The following is a 17,415-nucleotide window of genomic DNA, read 5'->3' on the forward strand; positions in this document are numbered from 1 at the left end:
AATCTTTGTAGTACTTATCCGGTTTGTGTAACAGACTCTTGATAGGTTAAAATACGACTATATATGACTGATAAAAAGAGAGAAAGGGTTGCAGCAGTTATTGTGACTTATAACAGGAAGGAAGCACTGAATGACTGTCTCAATGCCGTGTTGAGACAGTCATACCCTGTAGAAGCCGTATACGTTATAGACAATGCATCCACAGACGGCACGCCGGAGTATTTGATGGAGAAGGGCTTTGTTGACAAAGCGTCAAGTCCTGATGTGGCGCCTGTGGAGGAAGTGAAGACACATCCGTTGCCGCCCTTTCCGGATAAGACTGTCGAGATTCATTATGTCAGGATGCACGAAAATACAGGAGGGGCAGGCGGTTTTTATGAGGGCATTAAGAGGTGCTACGAGTCCGGGGTTGACTGGGTGTGGTTGATGGATGATGATGGTATTCCTGCAGAAGACCAGTTGGCGGAATTGCTGGATAAATCAATAGAGAAGAAGTTGCTTTTCTCAGGCCCCCTTATAATAGATAAATCCAGGACGAATTCTTTGTCTTTTTGGCCTCCTTTCCTGAGAAAGGTCGAAAACTCAGTGGATAATGTTGTGCCATGTGCAGAAGATGGCGTTGTTTATGGCTGGGTAACCCCCTTCAACGGGACTCTTATTTCCAGGAAGGTTGTTGAGAAAATCGGGAATGTTAAGAAAGAGATGTTTATCTGGGGCGATGAGAGAGAGTATGAACTTAGAGCCAGGGCAAATAACATAGAGGTAGGTACGGTAGTTAGTGCTATACATTTGCACCCTGCACGAAAAGGGAAGAAGGTGGACATATTATTTGGTCTTTTTGGTAGAGTTGTTGTCCGGCCTGCCAGTAAAGCTAATATTTACTATAGAAACCTGGGATATATAATCGGGAACTATTATGGAAGAGCCGGACACGTAAAGAATATTATAAAGCACACGGTCTATTTCCTTATAAATTCAGGCTTTAATATTAAAGGACTTATGGATTTTTACAGATACTATATTGATGGTGCAACCGATAAGTATTACTTGCCGCCAAAACGTAAGTAATAGCAATACAAGATTGACTGAATGTATACTGAAGTCGTTATAGAACAAAGAGAAGATATCCTTTAAACCTTGATGTCAAGGAAACATGGCATGCGAAATACAGGTTGGGAAGTTTAGATGATCATTTCTTTTTGACCGGAATACCAGGGGGTGAATACCATTGACATGCAAGTGGATATTTTGTAATCGGGTATCGAAATCTCACTACATAGAATGAGAACATTTTAAATGATGAATACAAGCCGTTCTGACTATATAATAAGGCTTTTTGATGTTGCATCGATAACAAGAAAATTGTTGGTTATATTTATATTGTTACTGCCTCTGCAACGACTGCTCAAAAAGCTGTTTATCCAGAATAAGTTTCTTGTTAAATTTGTGTCTTACTCTGATGAAGTATCAACCTTGTTGATGTTTGCCATTTTATTTACCTTTATTGCGTTGAAGCCACGGGTTTACGTCTTTAGAATAATGGAACTTCCCACAACCAGGCCTCTTTTTCTGTTTATACTGGTAGCTTCTTTTTCCATGGTATACAATAGTGTATACGTATTCCAGGGGGTTTTTGGGATATATGATGTTATAAAGAATATTCTTGTTTTTTACGTATTTGCTACCCTGAGATGGCGGCGTGAAGAGTTCCTGTCATTTGTCTTCTGGATTAAGGTGATTGTAATTGTACTTGCTGTTACAGGAATAATCGGAGAGATTCTTGCAATTGGAGGCATAGACCCGAGGCTGAACCCACTTGTAAGAATGTACGGAGAACATAAAAAGAGATTGGGTCTGGACAGGGTGATCTCTATTACCGGAGCCGGGGGAGTGAATTACCTTGGACTGTATGCATTAATGGGACTTTTTCTGATTTATGCAACCACAAAAGGCAAACTGGAAAAGTTTTTAGGCATGTTCTCGGCTTTAGGTCTGATATTCCTTACCTTCTCAAGGCAGGCTTGGATGGGATTGTTTGCCATGATGGTGTTAACGAAAAGAAAATTAATATGGCCGGGACTTTTGATCGTTGCCGGTATTGCCCTGATGACGATTCCCTCAGTACAACGGTATACCCCGGATCAGTACTATAGGAGCTTTACGTATTTTGAAGCTTTCAGGATTTTTCTTGACCATCCTTTTTTTGGAGCTGGTCCCGGGATGTTTGGCGGGCTGGCATCTGTAATATTCCATTCCCCGTACTATGATGATTGGCCACGTTATTTTCTGGGTAAGATTTACAGTTTTGGAAGCTTGGATGCCTTCTGGCCGTCTATTTTTGCAGAAGTGGGAATCCTGGGATTTACGGCGTATCTGTATATATGGGTAGCTCTGTATCGCAAGCTTTCCCTGATCTCCGGGTGGTATAAATCGAATGGAGATACCCTGATGTATAACATAGGAACTGTGCTGAAGAATTATTCTGTTGCACTGGTAATAATGTGTTTTTTTACAGGGTTTAATAAACCGTTTGTAGTTTATACTTTTTTTGCCCTGTGTGGTATTTACTTGTCGTTGTTCTTGCAGCGTGAAGAAGATGGTTTAATAGTGACCAATGAGCAAGTCTGACAGCGCTTGTGCGGGCTGAGAAGAATCTCCCCGGACAGGGTTATGAATAAACAATATACAAGGAGGCTGTATTGAAAGCGGTAATTCTTGCAGCAGGAGCAGGTACAAGAATTGGCAATCAACTGCCAAAATGTCTAATGGAGCTACCCTCAGGTAAGACCATTATAGGAAACCAGATAGATATACTGAAAGAAAAGGGTATAAGAGAGATAGTAATTGTCGTTGGCTTCAAGAAGGATATTATAATGGAAAAGTATCCGGATGTTATTTACAAGTATAATCCTTTTTATCATATGACCAATACTTCAAAAAGCCTGATGATGGCACTGCAGAGTATTGATGTGGGAGATACTCTCTGGCTTAATGGCGATGTTTTTCTGGAATCAGCAGTAATAGACATTGTGTTAGCTGAAAGAGGCAATGTGATAGCTGTAAATAAGGCAAAATGTGATGATGAAGAGGTGAAATACAAGACTGGTAGTGATGATAGGATTATGGAAATATCAAAAAGTGTAGAGCATGCAGAAGGTGAGTCCGTTGGAGTAAACAAGATCGTTGCAGAAAGTTTTAACCCGTTTATGGAAAGCTTAAGCCAATGTAAGGACAGTGATTATTTTGAGAGGGGTATCGAGATCTGTATTTCTAAAGGAATGGATTTTTTCCCTGTTGATATTTCGAAGTGCAAGTGTGTTGAAATCGATTTCCAGGAAGATTTTGAAAAAGTGAAGGAATTTTTTGAGTAATAAATGACTTATGACCGAAAATATAAGGTTTCGTCAAGAAACTTAAGCATGAAAGGGCAATCAGAACTGTAATGTTGAATCTGGACAGGTTAAAGGCAGGGTTGAGTGAGAAACTTTTTTTAAGTCCAAATGCACGACGATTGACGAATTATATATACAGGGGGTTATTCAGAAGTGAAGGTAAGAATGTTAAGGAATACTGCAGGAAGAATAGTTCAAGGGCATTGGTCGGTTTATCCATATCACATGTACATTTCATGGAACATATAAGGGAACTGGTTGACGCTCTTAAGAGAGATGAGAAAATGTGTCCTGTTCTTTATACTACGACAAAACAGATACCAATGATGAAAGATAAAAAAACCGAAACATTTAAGTTTTTTTTATCCAGATATAACATTGCATACAACAAAGACCTCTTTGCTTACCCCTGGTTAAAAACTTCAAAGCTAAAGCTGTTTCTTGAACTTACGTTATCATCGTATGGCAGTGAACTGAGATGCCCCAAGGTTTTATATACCCACGGGATGGCCGGGTTGAATTTTACAAAGGACTTTAAATATGTACGGTATCTTCAAAGGTATAATGCTATTTTCCTGAATGGACCGTTGCATAAAAAAGCCCTGCTTACTGCTCAGGGATACTATGGTGTTAAGTTGCCACCAATGTTTGAGATTGGCTATCTGAGAGGAGACAGGCTCCTTAATATGGCAAGAACATTTAAAAGGAAACCCTTTCTTGATTCTCTTGGGCTTTCGGATGCTCCAACGGTTATGTATGCCCCAACGTGGGGGGATTTTTCTTCAACCACTGAATGGATAGATAAGGTTGTTGAAGTGTGTGGAGATATGGGGATTAATTTACTGCTCCGCCTTCATCCCATTGTACTGACACTAAAAGCTAAATGGAAGACCGGGGGTGTTGACTGGAACATGAAGCTTTATAATATTGAAAAAAAGTATCCTCATGTCAGGGTTGCAATGAGTCATGACATCGATGATATAATGCTGGTTTCAGATGTTATGATTACTGATGTGAGTGGAATGGCCCTTGAGTTTTTGACGATGGACAAGCCGGTTGTTTTCCTGCCGGCACCAAGATATTTTGAAATATATGGCACGGAAAGACCTGAAAAATGGTGCAGGCCGGATTATGAAATAGAAGATATGGATGGGTTGAAAAAAGACTTGAGGAAAGCGATAGAAGGAACCGGTTTCAAATTTCCCGTTGACGAACTGGTGTATAATAGAGGAAAGACACTTGATGTAATGGTACAGAGGATTGAAAATATCCTTCACAATGAATAGTGGAGTTGCAGGGGGGATGTAAGAGCCTTTTTTATAAACGCAACGGCTCTCTGAATTCTTTCGGATTATTTGGTTTTTTTATTAAGAGGTCAGAGGAACCGGGAACTTTGTAGAAAGAGGGAATTCATGGTTATGGAAAATCATGTAGTATGGCACGATGGAGCAGTAAAGAGGTCTGACAGAAACGCTTTAAATAATCACAGGAGTGGGCTTGTATGGTTTACCGGACTTTCTGCATGTGGAAAATCCACTATTGTACATAATGTCGAGAAGAAACTCTTCGTTCGGAGAATACGAACTTACGTTCTTGATGGTGATAATGTCCGCCACGGCCTGAATTCCAACCTTGGCTTCAGCCGTGAGGACCGCAAAGAAAACCTTCGTAGAATAGTTGAAGTTTCAAAGCTTTTTGCTGATGCCGGGATACTTGTGCTTGCTGCCTTTATCTCCCCTTACAGGGAAGACAGGGAGTATATCAGGCAAAGGTTTAATGATGATAACTTTTTAGAGATTTATGTGAAGTGTTCTGTGGAGGAGTGTGAGAGACGGGATCCCAAGGGTCAGTATAAGAAGGCAAGGGCTGGAATCATAAAGAACTATACAGGTATATCTGCTCCTTATGAGGAACCTGAAAATCCTGACATGGTTATTGATACAGAAAACTTTGACCTGGAAAGCTCGGTTTCCAAGGTAATCGAGCTTTTGGAAAAGAGTAACATCCTGTCCATTAAATAGTATCATTACTGTTCGGAAAAGAATATCGACATGCTTTTTATTGTTCATGTCCGTTTGAGTCATTCCTGATTAATTACATATGATGATATTTCTTGCATTACGATGATAAGAGAACATGTTACATAAACAACACAGGGTTTTTGGGGAGGAGTAGTATTTGATTAAAGAGGATGGCAGCATTAAAGGACCGGTTTTTGTTGTTGGTAATAGCCGTAGCGGTACCACAATGATGGGTCATATATTGCGTAATCATCCAATGATTTTTACCCTCCATCATGAAGTGCATTTTTTTGAACAGTTATGTGCATCGAGCGACTATAATCGTGTTCTGTCTTTTGAGGAGTCAGTGAAGCTGGCAGCACGACTTTTATGCATTAACCACGATAGCTATTGGACACAGGGAGACCCCGCCCGCTTTTCTGAAGAGGCTAAGACGGTTATACGTTCAATTCAGGACAGGTCAACAACACCTGTTGTTATATTCGAACAGTTTCTCCGGTATGTGGCTCAAAAAAACGGTAAGCCGATTCCCTGTGATCAGACCCCCCGTTATATCCTCTATATTGCTGATATACTGAGACTGTATCCGGATTCGCGTGTTATCAACATGATTCGTGATCCCCGACCTGTCTTGCTGTCTCAAAAAAACAAATGGAAACGACGATGGATGGGGTACAAGAACTTTCCTTTAAAAGAATCAATCCGCACTAAAATAAATTATCACCCGGTTACTATAAGCATGATCTGGAATGCATCAGTCCGTGCTGTAAACCCTTTTGCCGACCATCCAAGGGTTTTAGTGGTGAAGTTTGAAGACCTTCTGACAGATTCTGAGGCAGAGGTGAGGAGGATTTGTGATTTTCTTGGAGTGGACTTTTATAAGGAGATGCTCGATATTCCCCAGGGAGGTTCTTCGTTAAAGAAGTTTACTGCGAATAAAGGTATAGACGGCAGCAGGGTTGAGGCATGGCGAGAAGGTGGGCTCAATCAAACAGAAATATACCTTTGTCAGAAGATTACCGGCACGTTAATGAGAAAATACGGGTATAAGCCTGAACGTGTTAAGGTTAACCCCTTAACATTGCTTTGGTATCTTCTTTCGCTTCCGGTAAAGCTGGCAATGTCCTTTGTTCTTAACCTTAAGCGGATGAAGAGCATTCCGGAGGCTATCAAGAGAAGACTTTTATGATAAATCGTTTTTTTATTCCGGTGTGCTTATTGGTTTATCTGTTTCAAGCTTATAAAGAGCACCTGGAAAAATTCATTAACTCAATGAACATTCATTGATATAGTCCGAAACCTTTTGCACTTAACTGTGAAAGGCAGAGAGTTGATGAATCGTAAATCAAGGTATCGAAAATGAATTTTTTCAGCTACTCTTCATAGGCTTGAGGGGTATGATTTGATAAGTTGTTTGATGTGAGTATAAGAATGAGAATATATAAAACTAACTCGGGTTTTGAGGTGCAAAGACAATGAAAATAGTTGTTATTACAACGGATGAACCCTTTTATCTGCCCTTAACAATTCGAAAATTGCTCGAAAGTCCTGTGAGGGATGATATAAAGAAGATTGTCCTGTTGCCCCCCACGGCTAAAAAAAGAACATGGAAGACCCTTATCAGGGAGCAGCTGGGGTTTGGATATATATATTTTGTTTTCAGGAGCCTGCAATTTATAATCTTTAAAGTATTATCAAAAATGAACATGGAATTGAACAGGAGATATTATTCTGTTGAGGCGGTTGCAAGGGCTTATAAGGTTCCCTTGTCGAAAATAGATAATATAAACTCTGCTGAGGCGATAGAGAGTATCAAGGCCGACAGCCCTGACCTGATTGTTTCCCTGTCAGCAAGTCAGATATTCTCCAAAAAGGTGATTCGTCTTGCAAAATGGGCAACAATTAATGTTCACAATGCCCCGCTGCCTAAGTATCAGGGGATGCTGCCCAGTTTCTGGGTACTGTATCATGGTGAGAAAGAGACTGCAACAACCGTTCATCTTATGGATGAAACTATTGATACAGGTGATATTATTGTGCAGAAAAGAGTGACTATTTCGGACAATGAAACCCTTGACTCTTTGATTAAAAAGACCAAGCTTCTGACCGTAGATGCCCTGCTGGAGGCTTTTGGGTTATTTCCCGGGCATGATGGAAAACCACCAACAATACCGAACCTGCGTGAAGAGGCCACGTATTTCAGTTTTCCACAGAAGAAAGATATAAAAAAGTTCAGAAAGTCTGGAAGAAAGGTGCTATGGAAAGGCATATATTAACTGTTGATGTAGAGGATAATTTCACTTTCGATGAGTTGGCCAATGAAGAGGATTGGCCGAAATACGAGGGACAGGTAGTGGAAAACACCTTAAATATTCTCTCTTTACTCCGGCAATACAAAGCAGGGGCCACTTTTTTTGTGGTGGGCATGCTGGCTGAAAGGCACCCTGAACTCGTAAAATACATAATGGATGATGGTCATGAGATAGCATCGCACAGTTACCTGCACAAATCTCTGAGGAATGTTGCGATGGAGGATATAGAGGAGGATATAAGAAAGTCTTCCGATATCCTCTCTTCCCTGACAGGAGAGCAGGTGCTTGGTTTCAGGGCTATGGGATATACCATTCCACAGGATGAGATGACATTCTACAGTCTGCTGCAAAAACACGGCTATAAATACGATTCGAGTAAAAAAAAGAACTGGGAGGGCAATTGTCAGACGATACAGAAAGACCATTTATATCGTGTTTTCCCCTCTTCTGTTAACATATTTGGATTAAAGACCGTCTTTTCAGGAGGAACATATTTAAGGTTGCTCCCGGAATTCATTATAAACAAGGGGTTTTCCCAGTATAGTATGGCTGGGCAGCCTGTAATGCTGTATGTGCACCCCTGGGAGTTTAACAGGGATCAACCAAAAAGAAACGTCCGATTCAAGTATAAAATACTGCAATCCCCTTTGACTTTCAGCACAGAGAGAAAACTCAGAATCTTGCTTGAAAAGTATGAATTTGTATCAGTCAGGAAATACATAGGGGTTTAGGAAAATAGATATCTTGCAGATTAATAATTATCACTATATCAGGGGCGGTGCCGAACGGTATTATTTTGAGGTTACGCGGCTGCTTGAAGAGCACGGCCATAGAGTGCATTGTTTTTCTGTGAAGCATGAAAGCAATCTGGAGTCACCGTATTCAAAATATTTTGGCAGGCCGATGAGCTTTGATTCCGGACAGGGCGTGGTAACGAAACTTGGAACCGCGTTGAGAATGCTTTACTCTTTTGAGAATAATAAATTAATGAGGAGGCTGCTGTCTGATTATAAGGTTGATATAGCTCACGCCCATAATATTTACCACAGGGTCTGCCCTTCAGTGTTTGATGTCTTGAGAAAACATAAGATACCGGTTGTCATGACCCTTCATGATTATAAGCTTGGATGTTCAACATATAATTTTTACAGAGATAACCATATATGTACGGAATGCCTTACGGCTGGAAGGTACAGGGTAGTCAAAAACCGCTGTACAAAAGGGTCATTAACGCAGAGTCTGTTTCATTATCTGGAGGCGGAGGTTCACGGCCTGCTTGATATATACGGTAAAAATGTGACGTTTTTTATCTGTCCGAGTCTTTTTTCCCTAAAGAAACACGCAGAGATTGGAGTGGATGAAAAGAAATTAGTCCACATACCCAACTTTATAAATATTGCAGCTTACGAACCTGATTACGAAAGCCATGATTACATCCTCTTTGCCGGACGCCTCTCCGCAGAAAAAGGTATTCGTACATTACTTGATGCTGTAAGGGGAATTGATGTGCTGGTCAGGATTGTCGGAGAGGGACCAGGGGGAGATGAGTACAGGGCCTATGCGAAGGATAAAAAGATTAACAATGTTGTATTTGAGGGATACAAGACGGGTGAAGACCTCATAAATCTCTTCAGGAACGCTGCCTTTCTGGTGCTTCCTTCCGAGTGGTACGAAAATGCGCCGATGACCGTGCTTGAGGCGTTTGCCTATGGTAAGCCGGTTGTTGGCTCTGATATAGGTGGAATCCCTGAAATGGTGGTGGAGGGGAAGACCGGTCTGCTCTTTAAGCCCGGAGATTACAGGGAGTTAAGAGAAAAGATTAATTATCTTATCTCTATGCCGTCCATGATTGCCGGGATGGGCAGAGAGGCAAGAAAGAAGGCTGAAGAGGAGTACAATGCGGATGTTCATTATCAGAGGTTGATGGAGGTTTATGAAAGGGCCTGCGGGAAAAGGTAACCGATGAAGATTGCATATATTGTTCTTAAAGGAATGCCCCTTGGCGGCGGTATTGAGAAGTACACGGAGGAGCTCGGCTCAAGGCTTGTAGAAAAGGGACATGAAGTCATTGTGTACACAATGAGGCATTACGGGGCCAGAGACGGTGTATACAGGGGAATGAGAATAAAGACCGTTCCCACCCTGAAGAGCAGAAGTCTTGAGAAACTCACGGCTTCATTTCTGGCAGCCATTGAGCAATGTCTTGAGAAGGATGTGGATATCGTGCATTTTCATGCCTTTGGCCCTGCAATGTTCTGTTTTATTCCAAGACTTTTTGGCAGAAAGGTTGTGGTTCAGGGACACGGGCTTGAATGGAAGAGGTCGAAATTTGGCAGAATTGGAAGATTCTTTCTGAAATTGGCAGAACTTCCATCTGTGAGATTTCCCCATACTGTAACCGTGGTCTCCAAACAGCAAAAAAAGTACCTGATGGATACCTATGGCATAGAATCATTTTTTATCCCGCCGGGGGTTAATCCACCAAACATGGAGAAGCCGGACCTTATAAAAGAGTATGGACTTTGTGGAAATGATTACATTCTCTTTATGGCAAGGCTTGTAAGGGAGAAGGGCGCACATTATTTGATAGAGGCTTATAAGAGGCTTAACACGGATATGAAACTCGTTATTGCGGGTGATGCCAAACATGAAGAGCTTTATAAGTCAGAGCTTTACCGGATGGCAGAGGGAAATAAAAATATAATTTTTACATCTCTTGTAAGGGGTAAAATGCTTGATGAACTCCTTTCAAACAGTTATCTCTTTGTTTTACCTTCCGAGGTGGAGGGGTTGCCGATTGTCCTTCTTGAGGCAATGAGTTATGGTAACTGCTGTCTTGTCAGCAATATTCCTGAAAACATTGAGGTCCTGAATGATCTTGGATATACGTTCAGGAACAAGGATATTGATGACCTTTCGGCAAAGTTGCGCTATTTGATAGAGAACCGTAAGGCCGTGGAGATGGTAAAGGAGCGGGCAAAGAGTCATGTCCTTGAGACTTACCACTGGGACAGGATTACTGTGCAGTTTGAAGAGATTTACAGGAAACTCTTATAATCCCCGATTGAACGATTAGCTGAAGGAGAGTGCCTGAAAAATTTCATTTTCGATACCTCAATCTACAATTTATCAAGTTACTGCCTTTCACAGTTATGGACAAAAGGTTTTGGACTATATAAATAAATGTTCATCGAGTTAATGAAATTTTTCAGGTGCTTTCCTTCAGCTGGACACGGTTTATGGACACCCTCACACACACGGTTGAAACGGCATGTTACTTCCTCTTCAGGGCCTTCTCAACTGTCCTGATAGCGCAGAACTCACCGCACATGCTGCAGACCTCTGTTTCTGAAGGCGGGACCTCAGAGCGGTAACGCCTTACCTTTTCGGGATCAAGACTCAGCTCTATCTGACCGTTCCAGTCAAGGGCCTTTCTCCGGCGTGCCATTTCCCTGTTCCGCTCTATTGCCCCCGGTATACCCTTGGCAATATCTGCTGCATGGGCTGCAATTTTTGATGCTATTACGCCTTCTCTTACATCATCAATAGATGGCAGCCTGATATGTTCGGCAGGGGTGACATAGCAGAGGAAATCTGCCCCGGCTGATGCCGCAATTGCGCCACCAATGGCGGCAGTTATATGGTCATAACCCATGGCAATATCCGTTACGAGCGGACCGAGGACATAAAAAGGCGCCCCATTGCACAGTTCTTTTTCCATCCTTATATTAAGCTCAACCTGATTCAGTGGAACATGACCGGGCCCTTCAATCATACTCTGAACTCCGGCGTCCTGTGCCCTCTGGTGCAACTCTCCAAGTATGATAAGCTCCTGGACCTGTGCCCGGTCTGTGGCATCTGCAATGCAACCAGGCCTCATCCCATCACCAAGACTGAGAGTCATGTCATATTTTTTTGCAATATCGAGCAGCCTGTCATAATACTCATAGAGCGGGTTTTCCCTCTTGTTGTAAATCATCCATTCAATCAAAAAAGCACCACCGCGGCTTACTACATCAAGTATCCGGCCCTCGTTGCGCAGGTGTTTTACAGTATCAAGAGTAAGCCCTGAATGGACGGTGATGAAATCAACCCCCTCTTTGCCATGGTCTTCAATAACATTGAACAGGTCCTCCACGGTCATCTTTGCCATTGAGCCATAGACCTCTACTGTCCTTACAATCGCCTCATAAATAGGAACAGTTCCAATGGGTACAGGAGATTTTCTGAGCATCAAGCTCCTCATGTCCTTTATCGGTCCTCCTGTGGAAAGGTCCATAACTGCATCTGCACCGTAAGTGACGAGGGTGTCCAGCTTTTCCATCTCCTCTTCAAAAGAGATGCGGTCTTTTGATGTGCCGATATTTGCATTGATCTTTGTCTTGAGCCCTTTGCCTACTGCAACCGGTTCAATCTGGTGAATATTATTGCGAAGGATTACAGTAACACCCTCTGCAATGTCCCTGCTCAATATTTCAGGGGAGATGCTTTCCAGCTCAGCGCATCTCCTTACCTCCTCTGTTATTTCTCCGCTTTTTGCTGATTCTATTCTTGTCATAGTTTTTTAACCTCGGTTTTTCAGTGTTTACAGGAGCATTCCTTCAAGGGGACTGCTTGCAGTTGCATAAAGTTTTTTCGGAATTCTGCCTGCCTTATAGGCAAGTCTTCCTGCAATAACGGCATGTTTCATTGCCCTGGCCATTGCAACAGGGTCTTTGGCCCCGGCAATTCCTGTATTTATAAGAGCCGCATTACAGCCAAGCTCCATTGCAATTGTCGAGTCGGAAGCTGTTCCAACACCGGCATCAACAATTACAGGGGTATCAACGGTTTCGAGAATTATCTTTATATTGTATGGATTTCTTATACCGAGGCCGGAACCGATAGGCGCACCAAGGGGCATTACCGCAGCAGCTCCTGCATCGACGAGTCTCTTTGCAATGATCGGATCATCATTGGTGTAAGGGAAGACAATAAAGCCCTCTTTGGCAAGAATCTCGGTTGCCTTGAGGAGTCCGCAAACATCCGGAAAAAGTGTTTTTTCATCACCTATAACCTCAAGCTTGACCATGTCAGAGACCCCGGCCTCCCTTGCAAGACGCGAGTATCGCAGGGCATCCTCAACAGTGTAACAGCCTGCAGTATTGGGGAGAATTTTGTACCTCTTCGGGTCTATGTAGTCAAGTAGATTGGGTGATTTCCTGTCCAGAATATTTATTCTTCTGACTGCAACTGTGACAACGTCTGTGCCGGATTCTTCAACTGCCTTTGCTGTTTCCTCGAAATCCCTGTATTTGCCTGTTCCAACCCACAGCCTTGACTTAAACTCTACTCCCCGTATAATAAACCTGTCTTCCATAACATCCTCCTCCTACAAAACTTACAACCTCTACTGTATCACCATCATTCAGCAGAAAATTGCTGTAATCAGGCTTGCTTATAATCTTGAGATTTACTTCTACAGCAACCCCCGCCGAATGAATATCAAGCTCCTTCAGGAGGTCTTCCACACTCTTTATATCTCCGGTGATATATTCCTCTCCGTTTAAGCGTATTCTCATATTTAACTGAAGGATTGGAGCCTTGGATTCTTATTCCTCCATTCCTCCACATCTCCATCACTCCATGGTTTCTCAATCGTGATAAAAAAAACAAAAAAGCCGTATCCCTGGATGGAATACGGCTTCCATCCCTTTCCCTACGCCGGTATAACCCGGATCAGGTTCCATGGGTCCCCCGCACTGAATTTTTGCGGGGCTCTCAGGCTCATGCCTCCCCCAGGGACATCAGAAACTTATGTTCAGGTTGTTATTATGAATAAAGTATAGTTAATACAAATAATAAATGTCAAACAGACGATCGGCAGTTGACTTGCAGGCCGGTTTCAGGTTGATATATCAGTGGTCTTCTCAATAGAGTCTAATATCTCGACAATCACCCTGTTTGAAAGGAGCATCCCCCTTTCAGTCAGACGGATCCAGCCGTTTTTCTTCAGGATAAGGCCTTCCTGTTCAAGGTGATGGAGTAGTCCAGTGGAAGTTGATATTGTATCGGTGTTAAATCCCCTGTCTGTCCTGAGCTTTAAAAATATTTCCTCGTTGATCCTGTCGAGGTCTGTCAGTGCTATCTCTTCCACTGCTGCCCTGCCTTTTTCTTCCATAAGCCGGATATAATCCGAAATGTCAGCAGTGTTGCGCAGTCTGGTCTCCTGAACAAGTGCATGGGCTGAGACGCCGAATCCCAGATACTCTCCCCGCATCCAATAGTTCATATTATGTCTGCAATGAAAGCCTTTCAGGGAATAATTGGATATTTCATAATGTAAATAACCTTTTTCTGCAAGCAGGTCTGCTGTAAGTTCGTACATCGCAATTTTGTCATCATCAGCCGGAAGTATTACCTTTCCTTCAGATAACATGCATGAAAGTGGAGTGCCTCTTTCAACAGACAATTCATAGGCTGAAATATGAGGCGGGTTGTAGCTGAGCACCTGCTTTAAAGTATCTCTCAATCCTTCAGGGTCCTGTCCGGGTATGCCATATATGATGTCAACGGAGAAATTATCAAAATACCTGCTGGTCCATTCCATTGTATTCCGTGAGTCAGCCTCATCATGTACTCTTCCAAGGACGTTAAGCTCATCGGGGTTCAGGGATTGTATGCCTATGCTTAATCTGTTGATGCCTGTATTGCTCAGGGCTCTGACCTTGTGGAGATTAATTGTTCCGGGATTAACCTCGAGTGTTATCTCGGCACCATGGGAAATATGGAATTTTTGTTCAAGCTTATTTATAATTGCCTCTACCTCTGAAGGTGAAAGCAACGAAGGAGTTCCCCCGCCAATATAGATGGTCTCTACCTTACCGGCAAACGGGGTCATTTCTATTTCTTTCATTAATGCCTTCAAGTAGCGATCTTTAATGGGTTCATTAAAAGGAATAGAGTAAAAATCACAGTAATTGCACTTTTTTATACAGAAGGGGATATGAATATAGATTGCAGCGGACATATATTTATTATAGCCTAAGCAAGGTTGAAATAGAGTAGTATTGCAATAGTAAGACGGCAGGGCATCCCAAGGTTATACGTGTAGGGATGCCCTGCCGTATTTTTTTAAACATCAAATTTAAAAGTTATTTGCCTTCTATAAGCTTGATCAAGTCTTCAGCTTTTTGGTTGCCACTCAGCAGCCTGCCGTCAGGAAGGATGATGGCAGGTGTTCCCCTTATACCGAGTTTTTTAGCAAGCTCTATATTCTTGTCAATAGCATCTGTTGTGCACGTGGGTGCAGGAATGGTCTTCTTTTCATAGGCATCTTCAAGTAGCTTGATCGATTTCTCGCACACTATGCTCTTTGACTTGTTATAAGCATCAGGATGAATGCTTGTCAGTGGATACATTTTCAGATAAAAGGCTATGTCGGTTCTTTCTTTTACGATTTTCTTCATCTCCTGATGAAGTTTTGCACAGTAAGGTCAGTCGGGGTCATCAAAGACTATAACTTTATACTTTGCATCTGCTTTACCCAATAGCAAGGCATCATCGAGAGGTATCTGAGAAGTATCAATCCTGTTCATATCAGTCATTCTCTGCTGTGTCAGGTTGACCTTTGTCTTTACATCAACAATTGACCCCAGTACCAGATTTTTCCTTGAGGAGTCCATGTAAACAAGGACCTTTTTGTCTCCGACGTTGAGGCTGACTTCACAAAGTCCTTCAACTGGTGATTGTTGAACACCAACCACTTTTGCTTTCGGGTCAAAACCTTTCAGAACCTCGTAGGCCTCTTCTTTGGAGATATTACATTTGCCGGATGCCGCAAGGGAGGGTGTGGTAACACTGATGAACATCAGAAGCATCAACGAGGACAACAGGATAAAAAATTTAGTCATACAGACCTCCGTTCCAGATTTTTAATTATTATAGTAACACATTATGAAAAAAATATGAACATGTTGATATTGTAATTTCTAAGGCACTTTCTATATCATTTATATATTATGGTCACTGACATACGAAAGATAGGATTATTTAAAGACCTTGAAGAAGAGGAGCTAAAGGAGATCGAGCCTTACCTGAGGCCGTCTTCGTTTTCAAGGAAAGAGGTCATTTTTGCAGAGGGTGACCCCCCGGACTATCTTTACTTTGTGATGAAGGGAAAGGTCAAGATAACCAAGTTGTCTCAGGACGGCAAGGAGATAATTATAGAGATTATATCGCCCTTTGATTTCTTTGGCGGTGTTGCCGTTATGAGGGGATTTCCCTATCCCGCAAATGCAGTGGCAATGGAGAAGACCGAACTTTTAAAGGTCTCAAGGAAGGACCTCCTGAGAATACTGGACAGATTTCCATCCCTGATGTATTGCATGACCATGAACCTTGGCGACAGGATGAGAGGAGCCCATGAAACCCTTAAAAATATTGCCCTTGAGCGTGTTGAGGCAAGGATAGTCTCGTTACTCCTGAAACTGGCTGAAAACCTGGGCAGAGAGACAGATGAAGGTATCCTTATCGATATGCGGCTTTCCAGACAGGATATTGCTGATATGGTCGGCACAACAGTTGAGACTGCTATAAGGACAATGACCAGGTTCAGGAAAGCAGGGTTAATCAGGGAAGTGGATGGCAGGGTTTTAATAACAGACCCCAAGGGACTGAGCGCCTTAGGGTCTTAGGAATTATTAAAGTTTACCGCTGTTGCTAACCCTTTTCCTTTGCAAGCAGTGTTGCAAGCATGTTGTAGAAGAACAGAAAGATTGAAAAAACCTCGATCAAACCGCTAAGGAGAGTGAGGGTCCTGTAAATGCCGGCATCTGAATAGTATGTTCCCAGCGTATAAGAGATTGCAAGGCCGATAAGTCCTATGTTTGCCAGCCAGAATTGCACCTCAGCCATTGCCTTGCTCTTTAAAAGCCTTCCCGAGAATCTTGGCAGAATATGGTATCCCACCCCATAGATCATCATGGATACCCAGCCAAGCAGCATGAAGTGGGAGTGAACAAACCTGAGGGTAAGGAAATCAGGGTTTACAATCATTAAAATGCCTAAAACGGATGCAACGGCAAGATATACCAGGCTCATGACTATAAAGTTTGTTACAAATCTGTCCATAATGACCTCCTTTGCAGCGGGACTATCTGTTTTTTTCTGATCTTGTGGTTATTTTAAGCCTTTGTACTTATACTTTAATATAACCTGAGGATTCTTTCCATGATTCATGTCATAAGTGATTGATTTTTCGTATTGTAAGTTATATCATATTATTATCACTTAGTGACGTATATCCAGGGTGACCGGATGAAAAGACTTGTTGCAGCGTTGGTTTTGCCGTTTTTATTGTGCGCAACTGCATATGGAATGGTCTTCAACGAGAAGCGGATAAACGCCAGGAGGGTTACCATAATAATTGCCGATAATCTCAGACTTCCCAATATAACAGATGGAAAGATAGTATTCACGGACATTGGACAGAACAGGATAAGGAACCTCCGGAGGATTGATATTATAGTTGATAAGTATGGACAAACAGCGGGTGTCAGGCTTGTGTATGAAGATGATATCTCCGGCTTGAAGAGCCTCTACCTGCATAAAATAAAAGCCCTTCTGATTGAGCAAGAAAAGAAACCCATTATGAAGAGAGGTTTAATAATCAGAACCATTACTGCCGATGAACTTGCAAGCCCCTGGTAG

At 42.3% G+C, this 17,415-nt stretch carries 18 protein-coding genes, 1 pseudogene and 1 riboswitch; of the genes and pseudogenes, 12 read left to right on the plus strand and 7 right to left on the minus strand.

The genetic code is table 11. The annotated features are described in order from the left end of the window. The first annotated feature begins 63 nt into the window (after nt 1-63). The 10 genes from VST71_08165 to VST71_08210 all read left to right on the plus strand — a co-directional run bounded on the left by VST71_08165 (nt 64) and on the right by VST71_08210 (nt 10,782). Entirely contained in the window at nt 64-1,068 is a 1,005-nt protein-coding gene (locus VST71_08165) for a glycosyltransferase family 2 protein (protein MEC4685691.1), read from the plus strand. A 411-nt stretch (nt 1,069-1,479) separates the two neighbouring features. After that, nucleotides 1,480-2,628 (plus strand): hypothetical protein, encoded by a 1,149-nt coding sequence (locus tag VST71_08170; GenBank protein ID MEC4685692.1) that lies wholly within the window; start codon nt 1,480-1,482, stop codon nt 2,626-2,628. A gap of 71 nt (nt 2,629-2,699) precedes the next feature. Beyond that, nucleotides 2,700-3,371 (plus strand): phosphocholine cytidylyltransferase family protein, encoded by a 672-nt coding sequence (locus tag VST71_08175; protein ID MEC4685693.1) that lies wholly within the window; start codon nt 2,700-2,702, stop codon nt 3,369-3,371. 71 nt (nt 3,372-3,442) lie between these two features. Then, entirely contained in the window at nt 3,443-4,678 is a 1,236-nt protein-coding gene (locus VST71_08180) for a CDP-glycerol glycerophosphotransferase family protein (GenBank protein MEC4685694.1), read from the plus strand. A gap of 126 nt (nt 4,679-4,804) precedes the next feature. After that, nucleotides 4,805-5,413, plus strand: a complete 609-nt coding sequence (cysC, locus tag VST71_08185; protein ID MEC4685695.1) for an adenylyl-sulfate kinase — start codon at nt 4,805-4,807, stop codon at nt 5,411-5,413. 157 nt (nt 5,414-5,570) lie between these two features. Continuing rightward, the gene (locus VST71_08190; GenBank protein MEC4685696.1) at nt 5,571-6,602 is read left to right on the plus strand and encodes a sulfotransferase; all 1,032 of its coding nucleotides are present in this window, start codon (nt 5,571-5,573) and stop codon (nt 6,600-6,602) included. A 286-nt stretch (nt 6,603-6,888) separates the two neighbouring features. After that, nucleotides 6,889-7,689, plus strand: coding sequence for a formyltransferase family protein (locus VST71_08195; GenBank protein MEC4685697.1), 801 nt, complete (start codon nt 6,889-6,891; stop codon nt 7,687-7,689). Next, entirely contained in the window at nt 7,671-8,456 is a 786-nt protein-coding gene (locus VST71_08200; protein MEC4685698.1) for a polysaccharide deacetylase family protein, read from the plus strand. The genes VST71_08195 and VST71_08200 overlap by 19 nt, the downstream gene beginning before the upstream one ends. 13 nt (nt 8,457-8,469) lie before the next feature. Next, on the plus strand, nt 8,470-9,684 hold the full coding sequence (locus VST71_08205; protein ID MEC4685699.1) for a glycosyltransferase family 4 protein: 1,215 nt from the start codon (nt 8,470-8,472) through the stop codon (nt 9,682-9,684). A 3-nt stretch (nt 9,685-9,687) separates the two neighbouring features. Then, nucleotides 9,688-10,782: a glycosyltransferase family 4 protein gene (locus tag VST71_08210; GenBank protein MEC4685700.1), complete on the plus strand. Its 1,095-nt coding sequence runs from the start codon at nt 9,688-9,690 to the stop codon at nt 10,780-10,782. A gap of 217 nt (nt 10,783-10,999) precedes the next feature. On the opposite strand, the gene thiC is transcribed toward VST71_08210, so the two are convergent. The 6 genes and pseudogenes from thiC to VST71_08240 all read right to left on the minus strand — a co-directional run bounded on the left by thiC (nt 11,000) and on the right by VST71_08240 (nt 15,617). Next, nucleotides 11,000-12,283 (minus strand): phosphomethylpyrimidine synthase ThiC, encoded by a 1,284-nt coding sequence (thiC, locus tag VST71_08215; GenBank protein ID MEC4685701.1) that lies wholly within the window; start codon nt 12,281-12,283, stop codon nt 11,000-11,002. Between the two features lie 27 nt (nt 12,284-12,310). Beyond that, on the minus strand, nt 12,311-13,084 hold the full coding sequence (locus VST71_08220) for a thiazole synthase (GenBank protein ID MEC4685702.1): 774 nt from the start codon (nt 13,082-13,084) through the stop codon (nt 12,311-12,313). Then, nucleotides 13,047-13,286, minus strand: a complete 240-nt coding sequence (gene thiS / locus VST71_08225; protein ID MEC4685703.1) for a sulfur carrier protein ThiS — start codon at nt 13,284-13,286, stop codon at nt 13,047-13,049. The genes VST71_08220 and thiS overlap by 38 nt, the downstream gene beginning before the upstream one ends. Before the next feature lie 116 nt (nt 13,287-13,402). After that, nucleotides 13,403-13,514, minus strand: a riboswitch (TPP riboswitch). A gap of 95 nt (nt 13,515-13,609) precedes the next feature. Continuing rightward, the gene (gene hemW / locus VST71_08230; GenBank protein ID MEC4685704.1) at nt 13,610-14,734 is read right to left on the minus strand and encodes a radical SAM family heme chaperone HemW; all 1,125 of its coding nucleotides are present in this window, start codon (nt 14,732-14,734) and stop codon (nt 13,610-13,612) included. A gap of 124 nt (nt 14,735-14,858) precedes the next feature. Further along, nucleotides 14,859-15,188 (minus strand): annotated as a pseudogene (locus VST71_08235) (thioredoxin fold domain-containing protein). Between the two features lie 12 nt (nt 15,189-15,200). Then, the gene (locus VST71_08240; protein ID MEC4685705.1) at nt 15,201-15,617 is read right to left on the minus strand and encodes a disulfide isomerase DsbC N-terminal domain-containing protein; all 417 of its coding nucleotides are present in this window, start codon (nt 15,615-15,617) and stop codon (nt 15,201-15,203) included. A 108-nt stretch (nt 15,618-15,725) separates the two neighbouring features. Between VST71_08240 and VST71_08245 the strand changes: the two genes are divergently transcribed. Then, nucleotides 15,726-16,400 (plus strand): Crp/Fnr family transcriptional regulator, encoded by a 675-nt coding sequence (locus tag VST71_08245; GenBank protein ID MEC4685706.1) that lies wholly within the window; start codon nt 15,726-15,728, stop codon nt 16,398-16,400. Between the two features lie 25 nt (nt 16,401-16,425). Here VST71_08245 and VST71_08250 read toward each other — a convergent pair whose 3' ends face one another. Beyond that, nucleotides 16,426-16,836, minus strand: a complete 411-nt coding sequence (locus VST71_08250) for a cbb3-type cytochrome c oxidase subunit I (protein ID MEC4685707.1) — start codon at nt 16,834-16,836, stop codon at nt 16,426-16,428. 186 nt (nt 16,837-17,022) lie between these two features. Between VST71_08250 and VST71_08255 the strand changes: the two genes are divergently transcribed. Continuing rightward, complete coding sequence (locus VST71_08255; GenBank protein MEC4685708.1) at nt 17,023-17,415, plus strand: hypothetical protein; 393 nt, start codon at nt 17,023-17,025, stop codon at nt 17,413-17,415.

Source organism: Nitrospirota bacterium (assembly GCA_035873375.1).
GTDB lineage: Bacteria > Nitrospirota > Thermodesulfovibrionia > Thermodesulfovibrionales > JdFR-85 > BMS3Bbin07.